Consider the following 22,280-nt stretch of genomic DNA (forward strand, 5'->3'; position numbering starts at 1 on the left):
AATGAAATTTTATTTATTTTTTAATGGATGTTTGTCGATAGTTAATACTCAGATCGCTAGCTTCACTGTTATTGAAAATGAATTATGAAACATAAAACCGTCGGAAATTTCAAATACCAATCCACAAATAGACGATAAACAGATGAACTATAAACCATCATTCATTTTACATATTGTCTGCTATATTTTCCATCCTGAGCATCTTTTCTGTATCTTCGGTAAATTCAGTTTAGCATATGGCAAAGAAAAAATCGGCAAATATAAAATTGGTTCTGAATCAATTGGTTAGTGATGTTTTTGAAAAAAACAATAATCAGCTGCTTAATTACAAGCAGGTTTCGGCGAAATTAAATTTGAACGATCAGGAATCTAGAGAAACGATTCTGGAAATCTTAAAAGAGGGAAAAAGTGCAGGAATTTTCTTAGAGCCTGAAAAAGGTAAATTTAAACTTAAAGAACTTCAAAACTTCATAATCGGAACGGTTGATATGACTGCCGATGGTTCCGCATACATTGTACCCGAAGATGAATTTGAGAAAGATATATTCGTTGCCCCACGTAAGCTTAAAAATGCTTTACACGGCGACACTGTAAAGGCTTATGTTTTCGCGAAGAAAAGCGGCCGTAAAAATGACGGCGAAGTTGTTGAAATTATAAAAAGAGCCAAATCAGATTTCACCGGTGTAATTAAAATATCCGATCGTTTTGCTTTTGTAATTGCAGACGATAAAAAAATGATGCACGATATTTTTGTCCCTCTGGCCGATACCCATGATGCAAAAAACGGTCAACGGGTATTGGTAACCTTATCAGATTGGCCCGAAAGTGCTAAAAATCCAATAGGAATTGTTAAACACGTTTTGGGCAACCAGGGTGAGAATAATACCGAAATGAATGCAATTTTAGCACAATACGGTTTCCCACTCGAATTTCCTCCACAGGTAGAACGTGAAGCAAACGCCATTCCTGAAGAAATTCCTTCATCTGAAATTGCCAAAAGAAAAGATTTTAGAAGTGTTTTAACCTTTACCATAGATCCGGCTGATGCGAAAGATTTCGATGACGCCATCTCTTATCAAAAACTTCTTAACGGAAATCATGAAATCGGAGTACATATTGCTGATGTTTCACACTATGTAATTCAAGGAACTGAACTGGATAAAGAAGCGTACAGTCGTGCCACTTCTGTTTACCTGGTAGATCGTGTAATTCCGATGTTGCCCGAACGCTTAAGTAATGGTGTATGTTCATTACGTCCTCAAGAAGACAAATTGTGCTTTGCAGCCGTTTTCGAACTGGATGAGCAAGCCAACATTCAATCCGAATGGTATGGAAGAACCGTTATCCATTCAGACAGGAGGTTCAGTTATGAAGAAGCACGGAAGTAATCGAGAATAAGGCTGGAGACTACGCTCAGGAGATTTTAAAACTGAATGAATTGGCTTATATTCTGCGCGACCGTAAATTTAAAAATGGTGCCATCAGTTTCGAAAGTACCGAAGTAAAATTCAAATTAGACGAATCTGGAAAACCAATAGGTGTATATGTTAAAGAACGTAAAGATGCGCATAAACTCATCGAAGATTATATGCTTTTGGCCAATCGGAAAGTAGCCGAATTTATTGCCAAGAAAACAAAGGGAAAAGATAAATTAACTTTTGTTTATCGGGTACACGATTCGCCAAACATGGAAACCTTAAATACCTTTGCAACTTTTGCTTCCCGTTTCGGTTACAAAATCAACACAAAATCAGACAAAGAAATTGCCAAATCTTTAAATAATTTAATGGCTGATGTTGAAGGAAAAAAAGAACAAAATATTCTTACATCGCTTGCGATCCGCTCAATGGCAAAAGCCATATATTCGACTAAAAAAACCAGTCATTATGGCCTGGCATTCGAATATTATACCCACTTTACTTCCCCTATCCGTCGTTATCCCGATGTAATGGCACACAGGCTTTTACAAACTTATTTGGATGGTGGCAAATCGGCTGATATGGAATTTTACGAAGTGGCCTGTGTACATTCATCAGCGATGGAGAAAAGAGCTGCAGATGCAGAACGCGCTTCAATTAAATACAAACAGGCCGAATACTTAGAAAACAATATCGGTACCGAATATAAAGGCATTATTTCAGGTGTTACTGAATGGGGCATGTATGTAGAAATCGAAGAGAACAAATGCGAAGGAATGATCCGTTTAAGGGATATATCTGACGATTTTTATGTACTCGATGAGAAAAATTACTGTATTGTTGGTCAGCGTAAAAAGAAAAAGTACCAATTGGGAGAGCGAGGTGATGATTAGGGTGAAAAAAGTAGATCTTTCTAAACGGCAAATCGATTTCACCTTAATTCCAGATTAAAAATATAAAATTGTGTCTTAAACACAGTGTTTTCGCAATAATTACAAATGCATACTACAGAGCAATTACAACAAATTTTAGATACTGCAATACAAAATTTAAAGTTTCCGGATCACCCAAAACAGCTTTACGATCCGATTACATACATTATCAACCTTGGTGGCAAACGTGTTAGGCCACTTCTGGTTTTGATGGCAACAGAATTGTTTGGAGAAGATGCAAATGAATCAATCCACGCCGCAATGGCCATTGAGGTTTTTCATAACTTCACGCTTGTTCATGACGACATTATGGACAATGCACCACTGCGCAGAGGCAAAGCTACTGTACACGAAAAATGGAGCACAAACATTGCCATTTTAAGTGGAGATGTGATGATGGTGGAAGCGAACAAAAACCTCGCAAAAGTTAATTCTGCATTCTTAGGTCCTGTATTAAACACATTTAATGCAACTGCGCAAGGTGTTTGCGAAGGCCAGCAACTGGATATGGAATTTGAAGGCCGCGATGACGTAAGTATTGAAGAATACATCAACATGATCAGGTTAAAAACGGCTGTTCTCTTAGGTGGCGCGTTAAAGCTTGGAGCAATCATCGCTGGTGCATCAGAAAAAGATGCCGATTTAATTTATCAGTTTGGCGAAAATATTGGTATTGCTTTTCAATTACAGGATGATATTTTAGATGTTTACGCTGATCCTGAAAAATTCGGGAAACAGGTGGGTGGCGATATTATTGCCAATAAAAAACCTTTCTCTTATTAAAAGCCTTTGAACTTGCCGATGGAGAAACCAGGGCTTCATTAGATACCTGGACGGCATATAAAGAATTTAACTCACAAGAAAAAATAGATACTGTACGGCAGGTATACGATACTTTGGACATTCAGGATATTGCCAAAGAAAGCATGAACAATTACCTTAACAAAGCTTTAGCAGTATTTGCACAGATTAATGTGAGTGATGAAAAGAAATCAAATCTATTAACGCTTACAGAGCAATTAATGGCCAGGGAATATTAATTAAGGAGAGTTGTCAACTTCTATAGCCAAACGGCCAGAAAGTTGACAACTCTGTATTTCCTTTTACACTTCAGTCTGAATTTGTTGATTAATTTTACGTTAAAATTTAAAGATATTTACCTGAACTATCTCATAGTGAAGTGTTTATACATAATGGTAAAATCATTAGGTTAAGCCTTTACCAACTTATACTTTATCCAAAAATCAGAAGTTTTTGCTGTCGATTCACCACCGTCCGATGGTCGCTGACCTCCACCTCCCATTCTTCCACCGCCGCCCATACCGCCACGGCCCCCACCGCCCATTCCGCCTCTACCACCTGATTCTCCCTCTACTATTGCCATCACCTCCAGGTTTACCTTCTCTCTTAAAGCCAGATTTATTTGGTTCATTAATTTTTATATTATAAACCAAAGCTTTTTTAAGATCTAAACCTACCTGTAATTGTGCTAATGGAATGCTCAACTCGTAAATGAGGTCTCTATTGGGATGAATGCTCATTCCAGTTTCTAATCCAACTTGGTTCGTAGCTGGCAACTCACCATCGGGTATATTTTTAAATCCCGAAACTCGAATGCTTTTATTCATCGCTACAGGATCGTGTGTTGCTCCATCAGGCGATAGAGGCGCATGGTGTTCTTCTCCTTCTGTTGGCATTGGAGGCCTATCCATTAAAGGAAAAGTCAACTTCATTCCATCCTTTTTCTTGCCTTCAGTATTGATGTTAAGCGTAATTCCGCCTCTTAGAACGCTAAAAGTGGTTTGTGGGTCTAGCGATTCGATAATGATGTATAGATTTTTATCATCGTTTGCAAGGGCAAAAGCAAGTTTAGTGGCATCATTGTATTGGTTAAGCGGCTCGTTCCATTCATTTGATACGCCATCGGCCTTGAAAGCTTTAACCATCCGGATATTTTCTTCTACATCTTGTGCTCGAACCGAAAGACCACCCAGTATAATAGAAAAAACAGCTAAATTGAATATTTTGAAATTCATTGTAATTTAATTTATATGCGAATGTATCGCGATGAATTGTTAAATTTTGTTATTTAACAGGCTTTAACAATTATGTAGAAAATTGACGGGAGATTAATCAAGGAAATCACTTGAAAATCAGTTTTGATTGTGGCATTCAAAACTCGTCTTCCTGAATCCTAGGAGCAATCGCCTTCCTGAACGTGTTTCAGGATCTTTAAATTGATTTGTTCTGCTAAAATAGATGCTGAAATAAATTCAGCAGGACGCGTATCTGGCAATATCGTCTTCCTGAATCCTAAGAGCAATCGTATTCCTGAACTTGTTTCAGGATCTTTAAATTGAGTAGTTTTTGTAAATAGATGCTGAAATAAATTCAGCAGGACGCGTATCTGGCAATATCGTATTCCTGAATCCTAAGAACAATCGTCTTCTTGAATCCTAAGCACAATCGTCTTCCTGAACTTGTTTCAGGATCTTTAATTTGGGTAGTTCTGTTACAATAGTTGCTGAAATAAATTCAGCAGGACGCGTATCTGGCAATATCGTCTTTCTGAATCCTAAGCGCAATCGTCTTCCTGAATCCTAAGCGCAATCGTCTTCCTGAACTTGTTTCAGGATCTTTAAATTGATTTGTTCTGCTACAATAGATGCTGAAATAAATTCAGCACGACGCGTATCTGGCAATATCATATTCCTGAATCCTAAGCGCAATCTTCTTCCTGAACTTATTTCAGGATCTCTAATTTGAGTAGTTTTTGTAAATAGATGCTGAAATAAATTCAGCAAGACGCGTATCTGGCAATATCGTCTTACTGAATCCTAAAAGCAATCGTCTTCCTGAATCCTAAGAGCAATCGTCTTCCTGAACTTGTTTCAGGATCTCTAATTTGAGTAGTTTTTGCAAATAGATGCTGAAATAAATTCAGCAAGACGCGTATCTGGCAATATCGTATTCCTGAATCCTAAGAGCAATCGTATTCCTGAATCCTATGAGCAATCGTCTTCCTGAACTTGTTTCAGGATCTTTAACTTGAGTTGTTTTTATAAATAGATGCTTAAATGAATTCAGCAGAACGCATACCTGGCAATCTAAGGATGGAATTCGTTATAACCCAATTGTACCACCCTTAACCTAATCGAAAGGAATTTGAAAATTGACCAAACAACAAAAAACTATAGAAACAAAAAAAGTCCTGATTTGCATCAGGACTTTTTATTATAAGTTCGTTACTAATTATTCTGCAGGTGCAGCTTCTTCAGTAGTTTCGTCTTTTTTAGTTGCTTTTTTAGCAGGTGCTTTTTTAGCTGGAGCAGCTTCAACAGCAACAACTTCTTGCTCAGCAGCTGCTTTCTTAGCAACTGGTGCTTTAGCTATAGCCGCTTCGATTTCAGCTTCAGTAATTGGAAGGATTGAAACGTAAGATTTGTTATCTTGTTTCTTTCTGAAAATTACAGTACCATCAACTAAAGCGAATAAAGTATGGTCTCTACCAATACCAACACCTTTATCTGGGTGGTGTTTTGTTCCACGTTGACGTACTAAAATGTTTCCAGCGATAGCCAATTGCCCACCGAAAATTTTAATACCTAAACGCTTACTATGCGATTCACGTCCGTTTTTCGAACTACCGGCTCCTTTTTTGTGTGCCATGATTTTATATTTTGTAACTCGCTAAAAAGCGAATTATTGGGTTAACAATTAATTATAGAGTGATGTCAGAAATCTGAATCTTAGTGAAAAACTGGCGGTGACCATTTTTCTTTTTGTAACCTTTTCTACGTTTTTTGTGGAAAATAATCACTTTATCACCTTTTAAATGAGATACGATCTTAGCTGAAACTTTAGCACCTTTAACTGCAGGAGCCCCTACAGTAATTGCACCACCGTTGTCAACCAACAATACATTATCAAATTCAATACTAGCGCCTTCATCTCCTTGTAATCTGTGTACAAAAAGGTGCTGGTCTTTAGCAACTTTAAATTGCTGCCCTGCTATATTTACTATTGCGTACATTGTTTAAATATTAGTTTTTTAATTTTTATTTAACGAGGTGCAAATATAGAACAAATTCAATTAACACACAAATACATATCGAAAATATTTTCTGTATATATTTTATTTTTATGCCAACCTTTAATTTCAGTCTGTTTTAAGATTAACGATGACATGAAACCTTAACAAATCTTTGTTCTTCTTATTATTTGCCGCTTCTTTTTTCAGCTTGATTTAACGTTTCTTCGATAATTTTTCTCATCTGTACCGCAGCATCCAACAATTTTGGGTTACCATCAAAATCACCATAAATCACAACGTGTTTAGATTTTTCTTTATACTTGAAAAGAATCTCGTAGCGTGGAACAGCCAAAGCTTTAGCACTCTTTTTTCCAATGGTATCAGGAAAATTCCAAAGGCCGATTTCATTTGCTTTTGAATGCATAAACAAAATATCGTCGCTTTTTAAAAACACCTTTTTCCGAACAACAGAATCTACATTATTTACATACCGATATTCGCCAGTAGCAGAATTATAATGATTTTCTAATGTATCTTTTATCCCCCATTTGTAGTCCATCGATACAAAATCCTTTTTCCTGAACGGTGCATTTTGAATGATTGGCTTGTAATAAATATAACAATAAATAATCATCGGAAGGATGATGCTAAGGGCTAAGAATATTTTTTTTCCTTTACTTGACACTTGATATTAAATTATTGATTGAATGTTTAAATTATTATAAGGGATGAATTATTGAGATTAAATAAAATGCTAAACCGCTGATTCTTTTAACTCCCCTTCCCATTTACTCACCACTGCAGTGGCAATACTATTTCCAACAACATTAGTTGCCGAACGGCCCATATCCAATAATGGATCAATGCCTATTAATAACGCCAAACCTGCTTCAGGAATATTAAAGCTGGCAATGGTACCAGCAATTACCACCAGCGATGCCCGTGGTACCCCTGCAATGCCTTTACTGGTAAGCATTAAAATTAAAAGCATCGAAATTTGTTGCTCAAAACCCAAATGGATTCCATAAGCTTGAGGCAATAAATAAGGAAGCAAACGTCATGTACATCATCGAACCATCGAGGTTAAAAGAATATCCAAGTGGCAATACAAAACTTACAATTTTATCTTTACATCCAAACCGCTCCAAAAGCATCATCGTTTTCGGATAAGCTGCCTCGCTACTTGCAGTACTAAAGGCCAAAAGCGCAGGTTCTTTCATATCGTTAACCAAACGGAAAATGCGTTTTTTTAACACCAAAAAGCCTAAGAAAATCAATACCATCCACAGTATGCCCAACCCTAAATAAAACTCACCGATAAAAATGGCATAAGTATTCAACACATTCAGTCCTTGTTTGGCTACAATGGCTGTCATGGCTCCAAAAACAGCAAATGGTGCAAAATTCATCACATAGCCGGTCATCTTTAAAATAACGTGCGCAATGGCATCAAAAGCTTTAATTACGATCTGACCCAAATCACCAATTGCAGCTGTAGCTACACCAAAAAATAACGAGAAAACAACGATCTGTAAAATCTCGTTGGTTGACATAGATTCGGCGATACTCTTAGGAAAAACGTGTGCGATGAAATCTTTTACACTCATTGCAGCTTTCTGGATTCCGGTATTCACCAATTGATCTGGCAAGGATAATTTCATATGTCTTCCAGGTTCGAATAAATTGACAAGAATCATCCCCAGTACTAACGACATTAACGACATGGCCAAAAACCAACCTAATGTTTTACCGCCAATTCTCCCAACTGCTTTAATATCGCCAACTTTAGCCACACCAACAACAAGGGTTGTAAATACCAATGGAGCAACAATCATTTTAATCAGGCGAAGAAAAATATCGCTTAACAGAGTGAAATATTCTAGTTTTTTCTCTCTGATATCTTCATTTTCTTTTTTGATTTTAGCGTTCGCTTTACGCTCTGCTTTAAGTTGGGTATATACAATACTGGTGGTATCGGTTGTTTTAGCAATACTTACCTCTATACTTTTAACTTTTGCATCAGCATTAAGTATATTCTGGTTGTAAACATCGATTGAATTGACATTTAAAATATAGCCCAGTGCAATACCCGCAATCAGCGCTAAGAAAATAAAAAGCGTGAGTTTGTTTTTCTTCATGAATATAAAAAGTTTGTGGTACTCTTAATTTGGTAAAACTACGATATTTACGGCTTGTAACAAATTTTGATAACAGCTGGAATTAAAAAATATATTATTTTTGGCACTTTGTTGTAACAAAAAATCCTCAACATCATCTAAAACGCAACCTTCAACCCCTAAATGGAACAAAAAGACAAGCTATTTAAAGAAATTTTTGATTCAAACTCCAAAAAGATTTTCCATTTATGTTATGGTTATACTGGCGATACCGACGCTGCCAATGATCTTTTACAGGAAACTTTTTTAAAGGTTTGGCAAAACCTGGATAAATTCAGGAACAAATCTTTAATTTCTACATGGATTTACAGAATTGCCGTAAACACCTGTTTAACCTACTTAAGATCTGAGAAACGACAGGCAAAAGACGAATTAACGGACAACATAATTGAAAATAAAATAGAAGAGTTTTCGGAGAAAAACGAACAGGTTGCCCTTCTTTATAAATGTATATCTAAACTCGAAGAAAATGACCGCTTGATTATAACAATGGTATTAGATGAATTACCATATCACGAAATTGCCGATATCTCTGGAATAAGTGAAGGCAATTTAAGAGTAAAAATTCACCGAATTAAACAAAAGTTAACAGAATTATATAGTCAGTATGCAAGCGTTTGATCAAATACAGGAGCTGTGGCAAAATCACAAAGTAGAAGTTAAGGTTTCTGCAGATGAAATGCTACAACAAGTGAAGAAAGAAGTAAATGGATTAAAGCTTAAATCTGCTTTGTAACATCCTGGGGATGCTGGCATCATTTATTGCTATTGCTGCACTATGGATATTTTTTCATTTCGAATCGTGGACAACCCACGTGGGCATCAGCATCACAATTATTGCAATTGGTGTATATACATTGATTCTTTACCGTGATTACCGTTTAATTCTCGAAAACTGATTTTACAGCTCATCCCCATCAGTATCTGAATAACCTAAAAACTTATCAGTTAAACCGCTATAAGCTTTACAATTCTTTATACTGGTTTTATGCAATTGCCCTCTCATTAGGCATTATGTTCTATTTTGTAGAAATTCTTTCTCGTTTTAATACCATTCAAAAGGTACTGGCAATAGGATTTACAGCATTTTGGATGGTATTTTGCTCAACAATTCTGAGAAAAGCGGTAATAAGCCGAGAAAAAGAACGCATTGCTTTATTGATTGAAAAATTTGAACGCATTAGCGAACAGATTTCTACCCCGGAATAATTTTAGGCACGGTTTTTTCATTGTAAAAACTGATATATTGAAAACATTATGATTTATCGCCAGATAATGAAATTGTTAAATCATAATGACTTCACTACAGTTTAAACTAAAATTATACCGTTGAAAAAACAAATTTTATCCATACTATTTTTGCTGGCCCTGCCATGCACATTTGCGTTTAAACAAGACTTGAGCCAACCAGTACAACTTGACTGGGAAACTCATTTTAAAGGTAAACCAGATATGCAATCGCCCTTTTTTGCTTTAACGGCAATGACCTGGAAATACAGCTACTCAAGCACGGTTTACCGCAACCGGGTTGCCATCAATTTAAAGAATGAAGCCACAATTGATAAAACAAGATCTTGGGTGAAATGGGACAAGATTAAAGATCCTGACATTAGAGCAAGTTTGTTGCACCACGAACAAGGACACGCTGATATTCAATATGTTTTACTTTTAGAAGCCGAAAGGGTGCTAAAGAACAGAAACTATTCAGTAAACAACTACAAAGCACAAATTTCAGAACTGGCAAACCAGATCAGCGAGTATTTTGATACCATGCAACGCAATTACGACGAGGAAACTGAACATGGCAGCAACCATAAAATGCAGGCCAGATGGGATGAAATTATTCAGGATAAAATTGAAGAATCAAGAGCAGCAACAGCAGAATTACAAAAATAGCTTCGGCACAAATATGATGCAACCTACAGCTACGGCCAAAAATGCTGCAACCAAAACAGCCGCCGCAGCCAAATCTTTTACCACTTTAATTTTTGGATGATAATCTGGTGAAACAACATCTGCTAGTTTCTCAATGCTTGTGTTTATTATTTCAGCCATAAAAACTGCAACAATCACAGATAATATTGCAATCCATTCTAAGCCAGAAATTTTTAAATAAAAAGATAACGCAACCGCAACAATTGCTGCAACTAAATGAATCCTCCCATTGTGTTCATTAACGAAAAACAACCTTAATCCATTAAAAGCATATTTAAAGCTCCTTACCCGCTCTATAATTGAAAATTTCTGGCTGCTCATTATTTTAATTTTAGCTAGGCATTAAAGATGCTGAAACAAGTTCAGCATAGCCATCTTAAATAAGATATGCCCTATATGTGCGAAGCATGTGATTTTTAACCCTTAAAAGTTAGCTTTTACCGTTCCCTTCTTCAGGCTTTACTTCGCTCGTAGAAAAACTGCTACCACTTAATTTATATTGATAAGTCTTGGTAATTGTTTTAGCGCTATCTACAGTATCTTTAACAGGAAAAGAGCGAAAAAGATCGCCATTTTTAATAAAAAATTTATCATTTCCTGCATATCCTTTTTTCTGGTTAGCACTTAAAGAAGGAAAACCTATCTTTTTAAAATCTCCACCAGCATATTCGAAAACATTAAGATCTGAAACGTTTTTTTTGCTTAGTAACTGGATATAGATTTCCGGGTTACCATCATTATCCAGGTCCATATTCCATGCATCCGTAATTATTCCTTTGCGATCTACCGCAGCAGATTTATAATTGTTACGTACGGAATCAGACATTAAAATTTGATACCCGCCAATTGAATCAACGCCTTTCCCCCAGCTTAAAATCTCGAAATTCAAACCCGGTTTTACTTCTATATCCTTATAAAAACGGAAAGGGTTCTTTTCAATTTTAGTAGCTTCGGTTATAACTGGTTTTGGTTTTTCTTCTGTGCATGCAAAACAAAACAGCATCCCTGCTATTAACAAAAGATGCTGTTTTGTATATTTCTGTAGTTTCATTCTATTTGGGACGTTTGGTTGCCCCAAATTAAGTATTTTAGCTTACCTAAGCAACATTATTTCTTTGCCTCTGCCTTTACTTCAGGCGCACCGTTATTTAAAACAGTTTCTGCAGTAACACTTCTTCTACCACTTGGTGCAATAACTATGGTTTTTAGAACTCTCTTCTCTCCTTGCGGAACAGTAATTTTTAGAGGAGCAGTATATAAGAATGCATTTTCGGATGGACGCGCCAAATCGATAGTATAATAAATTTTTGCACCGGTAACAGGTGCTTTCAAATCAATGGTAAAATCGCCACCGGTTAAAGGTTTATCACTTTGACCAATTGGTGTTGGCACCCAAAAATTAATGTTCATTTTATCTAAACGTGCCAAATGCACAGGTAGGCGTTGCTCAGAGAAATTCTTAATATCTTTCCGCTCCACCGGCGACCATGCAATTTCAGCCAAGGCCAACAAACGCGGGAAAGCATGATTTTCTGCCTTCGCTGTTGTTTTAATGTACTCTGTCCACATATTTGCTTGCACTCCTTTAATGTATTTACGCTCATCGGGAGTTAACACTTTAGGAATTGGATCGTAAGCATAAATCTTTTGGTATGGCGCAAATCCACCAATAGTAACCGGCTCATCGGGAGAATTGGATTGTTTATGGTCAATATATAAACCCATCGAACCTGGAGTCATGATTACGTCGTGTTTTTGTTGTGCAGCAGCAATTCCACCATCTTCACCTCTCCAGCTCATTACTGTTGCATTTGGTGCTAAACCACCTTCCAATATCTCATCCCAGCCAATAATTGAGCGTCCTTTTCCATTTACATGTTTCTCTATGGTTTGAATAAAATAACTCTGTAATTCATGCTCATCTTTCAAACCTTTTTCTTTCATTAAATTCTGACAGAATGTAGATTCTTTCCAATAGGTTTTAGGAGCTTCATCACCACCAATATGAATGTATTTAGAAGGAAAAATAGCAATCACTTCATCCAAAACATTTTCTAAAAAGGTAAAGGTATTGGCTGATGGTACAAAAATATCATCAAAAACACCCCAGGTTTGTTGCACCTGCTTTCCTTTTCTACTGCCTGCCCATGGTGTTTTATCACTTATAAAAGTATCACGCTCAGGGAAACAGCTTAACTCAGGGTAAGAAGCAATGGCAGCTGAAGCATGACCAGGCAACTCAATTTCCGGAATTACGGTGATGTATTTGCTCGCTGCATAGCGAACAACTTCTTTAGCTTCTTCTTGTGTGTAAAAACCTTTAACAGGTGTAAGGTAATTGCCATTGCCTGGATAATTCCCAATAATACTTCCATTGCGTGAAGAGCCGATTTCGGTTAGCTTTGGATATTTTTTAATCTCTAACCTCCAACCCTGATCATCTGTTAAATGCCAGTGAAAAGTGTTGATTTTATAATAAGCCAATTGATCGATATATTTTTTGATGAAAGATATTGGGAAAAAATGACGGCACACATCCAACATGGTTCCACGATAAGCAAACCGAGGATAATCGTTAATGTTTACCGCAGGTAATGTAATTTTATCTGCAACTTTATCTGGCAACATTTGCATCAGCGATTGTACGGCATAAAAAAGTCCGGCACCCTTTCCTGTTAAAACGATTTGGCTGGGTGTAACTTTAATGGTGTAACCTTCGGCAGGCAATTTATCTGCGCCAACAGAAGTAAGTATAAGTGCTTTTTGATTGGGTTGAGTTACTTTATTTTCTCTTAAGGCAAAACCGGCTTTTGTAACGATAAAAGCGTTTAATAAATCAGACATCTTTGCTCCGTCGATGCTCTGGTTTACTAAAACAGTGGTTTTATCCAAAGTAAAATTTCCATTTGCTCTTGTAATGGCGACTGGTGCAGGTATGATTCCCAAATTGGGATCGCTCTGCGCAAACGCACTTGTGCTGATTAATACTCCAATAAAAATCGATAATGCTTTGTTCATGTTGTGTTTTTGGTTTTAAATTTATTTGATTATTACAACCAATATAGAGATTATGGGCAGATCCTGAACCTCACATTTTTGTTACAATTTAAATCAACCGTTTGACTGGACTGCCCAATGCAGATAAATTTTAACCCGAAGGCTTATGCGTTTTTTCTAATGCTTTTGATAATACATGTATAATAAAAATCCTAGTCTTTTTTGTGAAAATCAAATGCAGTAGCGTTTTGGGTTGGAACAGTCCCGCTTCTGCCGATTGAAAAATCTGCATCCCGCTTTGATCGGGTTTAGGTGGCGCCGTCAACGGTACTCGTTAGAGTTGCAAAATGCAGAAGACAATTGATGAACGGTGTTATTCAACTCTCAATAGCAGCAAAAACCTGCGTATATAAACCTGATTGCAATGCAAAGCCCGGAGTGCAGCGAGGACTTGTAATGGAAAGCAGGACTAACAATAAAAAGAGCTGCTGCAATTGCTTTCCAAAAACATCAATCACAAAAAAGAGAAACCGTTACTGATTTCTCTTTCTAAAATAATATTTAAATGTGTTTATGCTTCTACAGGGTGTTCTTTAGCAGCCAAATACCTTTCAGCATCAAGTGCGGCCATACAACCAGAACCCGCAGCAGTTACCGCCTGTCTGTAATACATATCCTGAACATCGCCGCAGGCAAAAACGCCTTCGATGTTGGTTAATGTAGAACCTGGTTTAGTAGCTAAATATCCGGTTTCGTCCATATCCAACTGGCCTTTAAAAATATCGGTATTTGGTTTATGACCGATGGCCACAAAGAAACCTTCTACCTCAATATCAGATTCTTCACCTGTTTTGTTATTTAAAACTTTAACAGCAGTAACATTTTTACCATTACCTAAAATTTCTGGGTTTCGGTGTTGTAATGTACCACAATGTTTGGGGTTGCTAAAACACGACTTACCATTGCTTTTGAAGCCCTGAATTCGTCTCTGCGAACCAATAAATGAACAGTTTTACATAGTTTAGCTAAATAAGTTGCTTCCTCAGCAGCGGTATCACCAGCACCTACAATAGCAACATCCTGTCCTTTAAAAAAGAAACCGTCGCAAACGGCACATGCAGAAACCCCGAAACCATTATATTGTTGCTCGCTTGGTAAGCCTAACCATTTTGCTGTTGCACCGGTAGCAATAATTACAGTATCAGCGGTAATGGTTTTAATTTCATCAACAACTACTTTATGTGGTGTAGAAGAAAAATCAACTGAGCTTACATAACCAAAACGGATATCGGTACCAAAACGTTCTGCTTGTTTACGGAAATCTTCCATCATTTCTGGCCCCATAATTCCTTGCGGGTAACCTGGAAAATTCTCAACATCAGTAGTTTGCGTAAGCTGTCCACCAGCTTGCATACCAGTATACATAATTGGTTTTAAATCGGCTCTGGCAGCATAAATTGCAGCAGTATAACCTGCAGGGCCTGAGCCTATAATTAAACACTGAACGTGCTCGTTTTCTTGTGACATTATATTGTGTGTTTGAAATTCATTAATTGTAGCGCAAATTTAATGCTTTAATTAATTGTTAACAAACTTACATTGTCAACATAGTTTACTTATTAACAGCTGAGGTTAAGAGGCAGGGCATAAAGCAACTTTAGGCCTAATAAAATGTGTGATTTGTGGTTTCAGGTGTTTCCATTAGGCTGAGATTAAATTTATAATTGATATCCTTATATGGGAATATTGTAAACAATAGCTGGCAAAATCCCACAACACCTAAGTTTGTATAATACCCACATTAAATTTCTTTGTAACTGGCGATTGGTTGGCTGCCTCAATGCCCATTGAAATTACTTTTCTTGTTTCCAGTGGATCGATAATGCCATCTACCCAAAGGCGCGAAGCTGCATAATATGGAGTGGTTTGGCTATCATACTTATCAGTGATTTCTTTTAACAACTCTGCTTCTTTTTCTGGCGTTATTACCTCGCCTTTTGCTTTTAAGGAAGCTTCCTGAATTTGCAATAATGTTTTGGCGGCCTGTGCGCCACCCATTACGGCTATTTTTGCAGTTGGCCAGGCATATATCAATCTTGGATCGTAAGCTTTACCGCACATGGCATAATTACCAGCACCATAAGAATTTCCCAATACAATTGTGAATTTTGGCACCACAGAGTTGGCTACAGCGTTAACCATTTTAGCGCCATCTTTAATAATACCGCCTTGCTCAGATCGGCTGCCCACCATAAAACCAGTTACATCCTGCAAAAACACCAATGGAATTTTCTTTTGATTACAGTTCATTATGAAACGGCTGGCTTTATCTGCACTATCAGAATAAATTACGCCACCAAACTGCATCTCCCCTTTTTTTGATTTTACCACTTTGCGTTGATTTGCTACAATACCTACAGCCCAACCATCAATACGCCCCAAACCACAAACAATGCTTTGTCCGTAACCTTTTTTATATTCTTCAAATTCCGATCCATCAACCAATCGATTAATGATATCCATGATTTCATAAGGTTTATCACGGTTTTCAGGTAAGATACCGTAAAGTTCTTCCTCATTTTCTTTTGGCTTTGCAGGCTTTATCCGATCAAATCCTGCATTTTGTGGTGCACCTAACATACTCATGATGTTTTTGATACTATCCAAACAAGCCTGATCATTGGGATGTTTATAATCGGTAACACCCGAAATTTCGCAATGTGTAGTTGCTCCACCCAAGGTTTCATTATCAACTTCCTCACCAATAGCGGATTTTACGAGATACGATCCTGCTAAAAATACCGATCCGGTTTTATCAACAATCATGGCTTCATCGCTACATAATGGGTAAGTAAGCCCCACCTGCAACACAAGCACCCATAATAGCCGAAATCTGAACAATTCCTTCTGATGACATGATGGCATTGTTGCGGAACATTCTTCCAAAATGCTCCTTATCCGGAAAAATTTCATCCTGCATGGGTAAATACACTCCGGCACTATCTACCAGGTAAATTACAGGCAAACGGTTTTCCATCGCAATTTCCTGTGCGCGAAGATTCTTTTTCGCCGTCATCGGGAACCATGCACCAGCTTTTACCGTGGCATCATTGGCAACAATCATACATTGCCTTCCACTTACATAACCAATTCCACAAACTACCCCCGCAGCTGGGCAGCCACCTTGTTCCAGGTACATACCGTCAGCGGCAAATGCACCGATTTCTAAAAAATCAGTGTCTTTATCAATCAGGTAAGCAATACGTTCGCGGGCCAACAGCTTACCTTTTTCTTTTTGTTTGACAGCATTTTTTTCGCCACCGCCGAGATATATTTTTTTGAGTTTGGTTTTCAGTTCGTAAACCAACTGTTTGTTCACATCCTCATTTTTATTGAATTCGATATTCATGGAGGCAATTTAAATTTATTTTTAGAAAAACAATATTGACCAAAACGGTTTCTGGTACAAAGCAATTTTTAACCACAGTAAAAACAAGAGCAATTAATGAGGACACAGAGATCTCAACGCTTTATTTAAGATTGGATTACCTACAATTTGAGCCATAACTAAAGTTTTTTACCCGTTTAACGCTGTGTAAAAACTCTGCTCCCGCTGTAGTTAAATATCCGTTTAAAATGATATTTTTGGTTAAACCCTAAAAATGGAACTAACCATCAATATTCCTGCGTTATTATTTCCAGCCATTAGCTTAATCATGCTGGCTTATACCAACCGTTTTCTGGCCTTGGCCACGCTTGTTCGCAGCTTAAAATCGAAGTATGAGGGTGGTGATAAAAATGTGGTGCTTCATAAGCAGATTGAAAACCTGCGCTATAGATTAAGATTAATCAAAAACATGCAGGCTTTTGGAGTAATAAGCTTTGCATGTTGTCTTTTTTGTATGTTTTTTATTTATTTGAAGTGGAATACCTTTGCAGAAATACTTTTTGCACTCAGCTTGGTATTTTTTATGATTTCTCTTGTCATTTCGCTGATTGAAATTCAAATCAGTACAAAAGCACTCGAACTCGAACTAAGCAGTTTAGAAGAACTCGAAAACCCAACACTTGTAGGAAGATTAAAAAAGAAATTTGATAAGAATAATACTTCAGGTGAGCAGTAAAGCTCGAATATGAGCTTATTTTTGAGTAACGACACCGTTTATAATCAATTTCTTCCAATTTCCAGAAAACCCTACACCTTTAACGTATTTTACCTGATATGGATGGCCTTTTAAGTTCTCCTGATAAACGATATCGAATGAAAAAACCATTTCTGAATCTGTTTTTTGAACAACAGTAACTTCATTGTCATTAACATCTTTTGCGCCAGTTGTGAAAAACTTATCCCCTACCTTTGCATTAAAATCGGCTTTTAAATAATTCTTTGCTGGCGCAGTGGGATAGCTTTCTATTAACCGGTTTTGCTCATCAATTCTTAAGTAGGAAATGGCTTCAGCATCGCCACCTATCAATGAATAAAACTTGTAAAAAAGTTTATTATTTAGGCGAAGTGTATCTGTAATTTCGGTAAAATTTTCATTGTTGTGGTACCATAGATTTTCTATTTGCATGGGCAAAAAAGAATTATTGTTTGCTTGTTCTTTTTCTTTTTTACATGCGCCAAAAGCACAGCACACAAATAACATTAAAATTAAGCTGGCATTTCGGTAAGTATTTTTCATGAGCGTTTTTTCTTATCAAAACGTTCATTACTTTAAAAACGCTACATAGTAAATAATTAATTTATAAAATGATACAAGAAAACCACTTCGCCACTAAAGGCAGGTTTTTTCTGATCTTCAATTTCCATTTCAATAGCCATATTAACCTTTGTAACTCCTCTTAAGTTGATAATTGATGCCAACCTAGCTTTTAACCTTACCTTGCTGTTTACGGTAACAGCTTGTGCAAACCTTAAACTTTCGATGCCATAATTGATTTCCATTTTTAATTTTTGAATATCGACGATCTCTTTCCATAAATAAGGAATTAATGATAATGTTAAATAGCCATGCGCAATAGTTGCTTTAAAAGGTCCTTCATTTTGTGCCCTTTCTTCATCAACATGTATCCATTGATGATCTAGTGTTGCATCAGCAAATTTATTAATCTGTTCTTGTGTAATGGTATGCCATGAAGAAACGCCTAATTCCTTGCCAAGGTATTGTTCAAATTCTGCGTGGGATGTAATGATTTGCATTATATATGTATTTTAGCACCAGGCGTTTTGCGCATGGGGGATTGATAATTGCTTATAAATAATTAATTTTTAACTCAGGTTTCTTTCTCTAAACCAAACCTCATCGGGTACGGCAGAGAAATTATCCATCTTATTGATCAGATCTTCAGCATTGGATTCGTTAAAAACGAGGTCGCGATTGGCAGGTTTTAAAAACTTACTTTGCACCATCATCTCCATCTGGGCAAATAAAGGATCGTAAAAGCCATTTACATTAAGTACACCGATTGGTTTATGGTGTAAGCCCAACTGCAGCCATGTCAATACCTCAAAAAATTCTTCCAATGTACCAAAACCGCCAGGTAAAATCACGAAACCATCACTTAAATCAGCCATTTTTTGTTTTCTCTGGTGCATATTTTCAGTTACGATCATTTCGGTTAATCCCCTATGACCAACTTCTTTATCCATTAGAAACTGAGGGATAATGCCAGTCACCAAACCTCCTAATTCGAGTACATCATTAGCTAAAACACCCATAACCCCAACACTACCACCGCCATACACCAGCCTGATTTGTTGTGTTACCAGCGTTGCTGCCAATTGTTTTATTGCATTCCTTAATTGTACATCGCCATTAAAGTTTGAGCCACAATACACACAAACGGATTTAAGCTTGTTCATCTGATTAAAATTTTTCCGAAGTTAATACTTTATCGCTTGTATGTAAATTTTAATTCTGCACAAAGCTGTTACAGATCGTGATTAAGTATCAATAAGCCTTTATTAAGGTATATAATATGGTATAGGTTAAAATAGATATTTGAATAATGCATAAGCCATTACTTTATTAGTGCAATGGCATTAGAAGACTCAGAGGTGTGTTTAACATCATTAAATTATAACCTCAAAACAAAAAAGGAGTAGCATTTGGCCACTCCTTTTTAAAAATATAATTTAGTTTACCTTAAAAAGCATAGCGAATGGTTGCACCGTAAGTTCTAGGATCGCCAAGTACACCAGCATACAAACCAGAGTTACCTGCTGCAGCCTGTAATTGTTCGTAATAGTTTTTATTGGCAATGTTTCTGCTCCATACAAACAATGAAAATTTATCAGATTTAAAACCTAACCTCGCATTGAATAAGGCATAACCTTTAACATTTAAAACGCTTGAAGGTGTTGGGTTTGAAGAGTACTCAGAACGGTAACTTGCATCGCCAGCGATAAAGTAACGGCCTGCTCTAGTAGCTAAATTGCCAGGCGTGCTAAACTCCGATCCACCTGAAATATTCCATTTTGAAATACCTGGTAACCTGCCTCCTGATGCATCTTTAAATGCCACTTGCGTTGCTACGCCATTTACCAATTCCGTATGTCCCGTTTCTTCCAATGGAAGCGGAGCATTGGTAAATTTTACATATTTACCATCTAGATAGGCTACTGCTGCATTTAATGTTAAAAATCTTTCCAATTGATAGGTTCCGTCAATTTCCAAACCTTTTACCTTAACTTTTTCTGCATTTGCCAAATAACCTCTGTTTACCCCTAATTGTGGCGATTGTACATTGGTTTGATAATCTTTAATATCTGTATTAAATGCAGTAACATTTAGTATAGCACCTTTAACAGGTTTTGTTTTTAAACCCAATTCGTAGTGTTGAACATATTCTGGTTTAACAACGGCTAGCGACAAATCTGCCTGTCCGGTTGAGGTGGTTGGCAAACCACCAACATTTACACCAACTGGTTTATATGCAGTAGAAAAAGTACCATATACGTTTAATTTGGTATTCGGACGGTAAGAAACTGTTACGTTACCAGATAGATTATTGTTATCTACCTTGGTTGTAAACTGCTGATTGCTATAAACTGCCGATTTTAAAGCAAGCAAAGCAGCATCTGTAGTTTGTAAGCCACCGTAAGTTACACGGTCGTAATCAACATCTTTTTTGTCGTAAGTATACCTTAATCCTGGTAAAACGTGAAAATGTTCAAGAAATTCCCAATCTACCTGGGCAAAAATGGCTGCACTTAATGATTTAATAGTTGAATTTGTTTTAATGCCGAAACCATCTAATAAGCCTGGGGTTGAATATAAGGCCTGACTACCAGTGTTGCTGGTTTGTACAAACCGCCATTGGTCTTTACCAACTTCTTCTGTTTGAGATAAGCCTTTTAAGTTTTGTGCAAGCACAAATACACCAATTACACCACTCAATTTATCAGTAATGTTTCCTGCGTACCTGATTTCCTGCGAATATTGATCATGACGGGAAGTCCCTTGTGATTTTGTTAAAGCAGACAGCTCTGAGAAATCCCTGTCGTTTGTAGGATCCCAGTTCCAAAAACGCCATGCCGTTGTCGAAGTAAGTGTTCCTCCGCCTATTTTGTAATCTACGTTTAATGAGATACCACCAATCGATTGGTTATGTTTCCAAGGGGTATTAGTATTGATTTCTCTTGAAAAAGGATCAATTTTAGGTTGTTGATAACCTAAATCGGATACAATTTTTGCATACTGGCGATAAGCACTTCGCTCTGTAGTGGTTACACCTGCAATAACCAATGGATAACCTGCCGGATGCTGAATGCTTACATCTCCACTCAATAAAATCTGTAATTTATCGGATGGTGTAAAATACAGTTGTCCTTTAAAGCCTAGGTTGTTCTGCCCGCTATATTTACGTTCTTCCCTGGTGTTCCAGATGGTACCATCGCGCTGTGTACCGGAAATTGAAATTTTTACAGCCAGATTTTTTGCTACGCCTCCTGAAACTGATGTTTTAGCTTGCAAAAAGTTATAATTACCAACACTCATTTCTACTTTTGCACTTGGCGTTTGAGTTGGTTTTGTGGTGGTGATGTTGAATGCACCAGCTGTAGTATTTTTTCCGAATAATGTACCTTGTGGGCCACGGATTACTTCAATTTGTTCGATATCTAGAAAATCGGTAGAGGTTGCTGCCGGACGGGCATGGTAAACGCCGTCAACATAAAAACCTACACCTGGGTCGATACCATCATTGGTTAAACCAAATGTTGACCCCAATCCCCTGATATTTAAAGTTGTATTTCTTGCATTTGAAGCATATAACTGTACTGATGGCACCAATTCTTTTAATCGGTTTACATTAAATGCACCTGCATTTTCTGCTGCCTGACCACCGATAACGGTAATTGGAATTGGCACATCCTGTAATACCTCTGAACGCCTTCTGGAAGTTACCACGATTTCATCCAAAAGTGCGTTTTCTACCAAAACCAATTCTATCGGAGTATCCTGAAGTTTTAATATTTGAAAATCCTGAGGTTTAAAGCCTACTGAGCTTACCTGCAGGTAAAATGGGGTTTCTTGTTTTATGTTAATGCTGAAAACTCCATTATCATCGGCTACCACAGCCTGGTTAGTGCCCCTTACTTTTACAGTTGCATGCGGAATTGTAGTGCCATTAGATGTTTTAATTACCCCGGTTAAAGGGCTTTGGGCAAATGTAAAGCTTGCAAAGATTAAAAATGAAAAGAGAAAAAATAAACTTTTGTTCATGATTGTTTATATAGTTTGTTTAAGTGTTGTTTAATAATGACAAGTTCGAAAATATTCGA

Annotated in this window: 22 protein-coding genes and 3 pseudogenes; 9 read left to right on the forward strand and 16 right to left on the reverse strand. The window is 37.0% G+C overall.

What is annotated here, in order from left to right; all coding sequences use genetic code 11:
• Positions 1-236 precede the first annotated feature (236 nt).
• The 3 genes and pseudogenes from rnr to AC0IWE_RS07565 all read left to right on the forward strand — a co-directional run bounded on the left by rnr (position 237) and on the right by AC0IWE_RS07565 (position 3,390).
• Positions 237-2,369: pseudogene (rnr, locus tag AC0IWE_RS07555) on the forward strand (ribonuclease R).
• Between the two features lie 47 nt (positions 2,370-2,416).
• Complete coding sequence (locus tag AC0IWE_RS07560) at positions 2,417-3,133, forward strand: polyprenyl synthetase family protein (RefSeq protein WP_471792583.1); 717 nt, start codon at positions 2,417-2,419, stop codon at positions 3,131-3,133.
• Between the two features lie 113 nt (positions 3,134-3,246).
• Positions 3,247-3,390 (forward strand): hypothetical protein, encoded by a 144-nt coding sequence (locus tag AC0IWE_RS07565; protein WP_471792584.1) that lies wholly within the window; start codon positions 3,247-3,249, stop codon positions 3,388-3,390.
• A gap of 170 nt (positions 3,391-3,560) precedes the next feature.
• Here AC0IWE_RS07565 and AC0IWE_RS07570 read toward each other — a convergent pair whose 3' ends face one another.
• From AC0IWE_RS07570 to AC0IWE_RS07600, 7 genes are all read right to left on the reverse strand, one after another.
• Complete coding sequence (locus AC0IWE_RS07570; RefSeq protein WP_471792585.1) at positions 3,561-3,734, reverse strand: hypothetical protein; 174 nt, start codon at positions 3,732-3,734, stop codon at positions 3,561-3,563.
• Positions 3,703-4,386 carry a hypothetical protein gene (locus tag AC0IWE_RS07575; RefSeq protein ID WP_471792586.1) on the reverse strand — a complete coding sequence of 228 codons (684 nt, stop codon included), beginning with the start codon at positions 4,384-4,386 and terminating at the stop codon, positions 3,703-3,705. Before AC0IWE_RS07575 ends, AC0IWE_RS07570 begins: the two co-directional genes overlap by 32 nt.
• Before the next feature lie 1,216 nt (positions 4,387-5,602).
• Complete coding sequence (rpmA, locus tag AC0IWE_RS07580) at positions 5,603-6,019, reverse strand: 50S ribosomal protein L27 (RefSeq protein ID WP_082458656.1); 417 nt, start codon at positions 6,017-6,019, stop codon at positions 5,603-5,605.
• Positions 6,020-6,071: 52 nt separating this feature from the next.
• Positions 6,072-6,383: a 50S ribosomal protein L21 gene (gene rplU, locus AC0IWE_RS07585; RefSeq protein ID WP_025146774.1), complete on the reverse strand. Its 312-nt coding sequence runs from the start codon at positions 6,381-6,383 to the stop codon at positions 6,072-6,074.
• Between the two features lie 184 nt (positions 6,384-6,567).
• On the reverse strand, positions 6,568-7,017 hold the full coding sequence (locus tag AC0IWE_RS07590) for a hypothetical protein (RefSeq protein WP_471792587.1): 450 nt from the start codon (positions 7,015-7,017) through the stop codon (positions 6,568-6,570).
• 120 nt (positions 7,018-7,137) lie between these two features.
• Complete coding sequence (locus tag AC0IWE_RS07595; protein WP_471792588.1) at positions 7,138-7,374, reverse strand: cation:dicarboxylate symporter family transporter; 237 nt, start codon at positions 7,372-7,374, stop codon at positions 7,138-7,140.
• A gap of 13 nt (positions 7,375-7,387) precedes the next feature.
• Positions 7,388-8,521 (reverse strand): dicarboxylate/amino acid:cation symporter, encoded by a 1,134-nt coding sequence (locus tag AC0IWE_RS07600; protein ID WP_471792589.1) that lies wholly within the window; start codon positions 8,519-8,521, stop codon positions 7,388-7,390.
• 162 nt (positions 8,522-8,683) lie between these two features.
• On the opposite strand from AC0IWE_RS07600, the gene AC0IWE_RS07605 reads away from it, so the two are divergent.
• From AC0IWE_RS07605 to AC0IWE_RS07625, 5 genes are all read left to right on the forward strand, one after another.
• Positions 8,684-9,181 carry an RNA polymerase sigma factor gene (locus AC0IWE_RS07605; RefSeq protein WP_029275756.1) on the forward strand — a complete coding sequence of 166 codons (498 nt, stop codon included), beginning with the start codon at positions 8,684-8,686 and terminating at the stop codon, positions 9,179-9,181.
• Entirely contained in the window at positions 9,168-9,296 is a 129-nt protein-coding gene (locus tag AC0IWE_RS07610; protein WP_471792590.1) for a hypothetical protein, read from the forward strand. The genes AC0IWE_RS07605 and AC0IWE_RS07610 overlap by 14 nt, the downstream gene beginning before the upstream one ends.
• A 10-nt stretch (positions 9,297-9,306) precedes the next feature.
• Entirely contained in the window at positions 9,307-9,459 is a 153-nt protein-coding gene (locus AC0IWE_RS07615) for a hypothetical protein (RefSeq protein WP_471792591.1), read from the forward strand.
• A 115-nt stretch (positions 9,460-9,574) separates the two neighbouring features.
• Positions 9,575-9,769, forward strand: coding sequence for a hypothetical protein (locus AC0IWE_RS07620; RefSeq protein WP_471792592.1), 195 nt, complete (start codon positions 9,575-9,577; stop codon positions 9,767-9,769).
• 120 nt (positions 9,770-9,889) lie between these two features.
• Positions 9,890-10,456, forward strand: a complete 567-nt coding sequence (locus AC0IWE_RS07625; protein WP_162235794.1) for a DUF922 domain-containing protein — start codon at positions 9,890-9,892, stop codon at positions 10,454-10,456.
• On the opposite strand, the gene AC0IWE_RS07630 is transcribed toward AC0IWE_RS07625, so the two are convergent.
• The 5 genes and pseudogenes from AC0IWE_RS07630 to AC0IWE_RS07650 form a co-directional block, all read right to left on the reverse strand.
• On the reverse strand, positions 10,445-10,816 hold the full coding sequence (locus AC0IWE_RS07630) for a diacylglycerol kinase family protein (RefSeq protein WP_471792593.1): 372 nt from the start codon (positions 10,814-10,816) through the stop codon (positions 10,445-10,447). The genes AC0IWE_RS07625 and AC0IWE_RS07630 overlap by 12 nt on opposite strands.
• Positions 10,817-10,925: 109 nt before the next feature.
• On the reverse strand, positions 10,926-11,546 hold the full coding sequence (locus AC0IWE_RS07635) for a hypothetical protein (RefSeq protein ID WP_471792594.1): 621 nt from the start codon (positions 11,544-11,546) through the stop codon (positions 10,926-10,928).
• Positions 11,547-11,602: 56 nt separating this feature from the next.
• Positions 11,603-13,513, reverse strand: a complete 1,911-nt coding sequence (locus AC0IWE_RS07640) for a beta-N-acetylhexosaminidase (protein ID WP_471792595.1) — start codon at positions 13,511-13,513, stop codon at positions 11,603-11,605.
• A 550-nt stretch (positions 13,514-14,063) separates the two neighbouring features.
• A pseudogene (gene trxB / locus AC0IWE_RS07645) lies at positions 14,064-15,019 on the reverse strand (thioredoxin-disulfide reductase).
• A 252-nt stretch (positions 15,020-15,271) separates the two neighbouring features.
• A pseudogene (locus tag AC0IWE_RS07650) lies at positions 15,272-16,901 on the reverse strand (acyl-CoA carboxylase subunit beta).
• A gap of 253 nt (positions 16,902-17,154) precedes the next feature.
• Here AC0IWE_RS07650 and AC0IWE_RS07655 point away from each other — a divergent pair.
• Complete coding sequence (locus AC0IWE_RS07655; protein WP_471792596.1) at positions 17,155-17,616, forward strand: DUF2721 domain-containing protein; 462 nt, start codon at positions 17,155-17,157, stop codon at positions 17,614-17,616.
• Between the two features lie 15 nt (positions 17,617-17,631).
• Here AC0IWE_RS07655 and AC0IWE_RS07660 read toward each other — a convergent pair whose 3' ends face one another.
• The 4 genes from AC0IWE_RS07660 to AC0IWE_RS07675 form a co-directional block, all read right to left on the reverse strand.
• Entirely contained in the window at positions 17,632-18,177 is a 546-nt protein-coding gene (locus tag AC0IWE_RS07660) for a hypothetical protein (RefSeq protein WP_471792597.1), read from the reverse strand.
• 56 nt (positions 18,178-18,233) lie between these two features.
• Positions 18,234-18,695 (reverse strand): MaoC family dehydratase, encoded by a 462-nt coding sequence (locus AC0IWE_RS07665; RefSeq protein ID WP_055905211.1) that lies wholly within the window; start codon positions 18,693-18,695, stop codon positions 18,234-18,236.
• Between the two features lie 69 nt (positions 18,696-18,764).
• Positions 18,765-19,358: an LOG family protein gene (locus AC0IWE_RS07670; protein ID WP_471792598.1), complete on the reverse strand. Its 594-nt coding sequence runs from the start codon at positions 19,356-19,358 to the stop codon at positions 18,765-18,767.
• Between the two features lie 283 nt (positions 19,359-19,641).
• On the reverse strand, positions 19,642-22,221 hold the full coding sequence (locus tag AC0IWE_RS07675) for a TonB-dependent receptor (RefSeq protein ID WP_471792599.1): 2,580 nt from the start codon (positions 22,219-22,221) through the stop codon (positions 19,642-19,644).
• Positions 22,222-22,280: the final 59 nt, after the last annotated feature.

The organism is Pedobacter sp. AC402 (assembly GCF_979252805.1).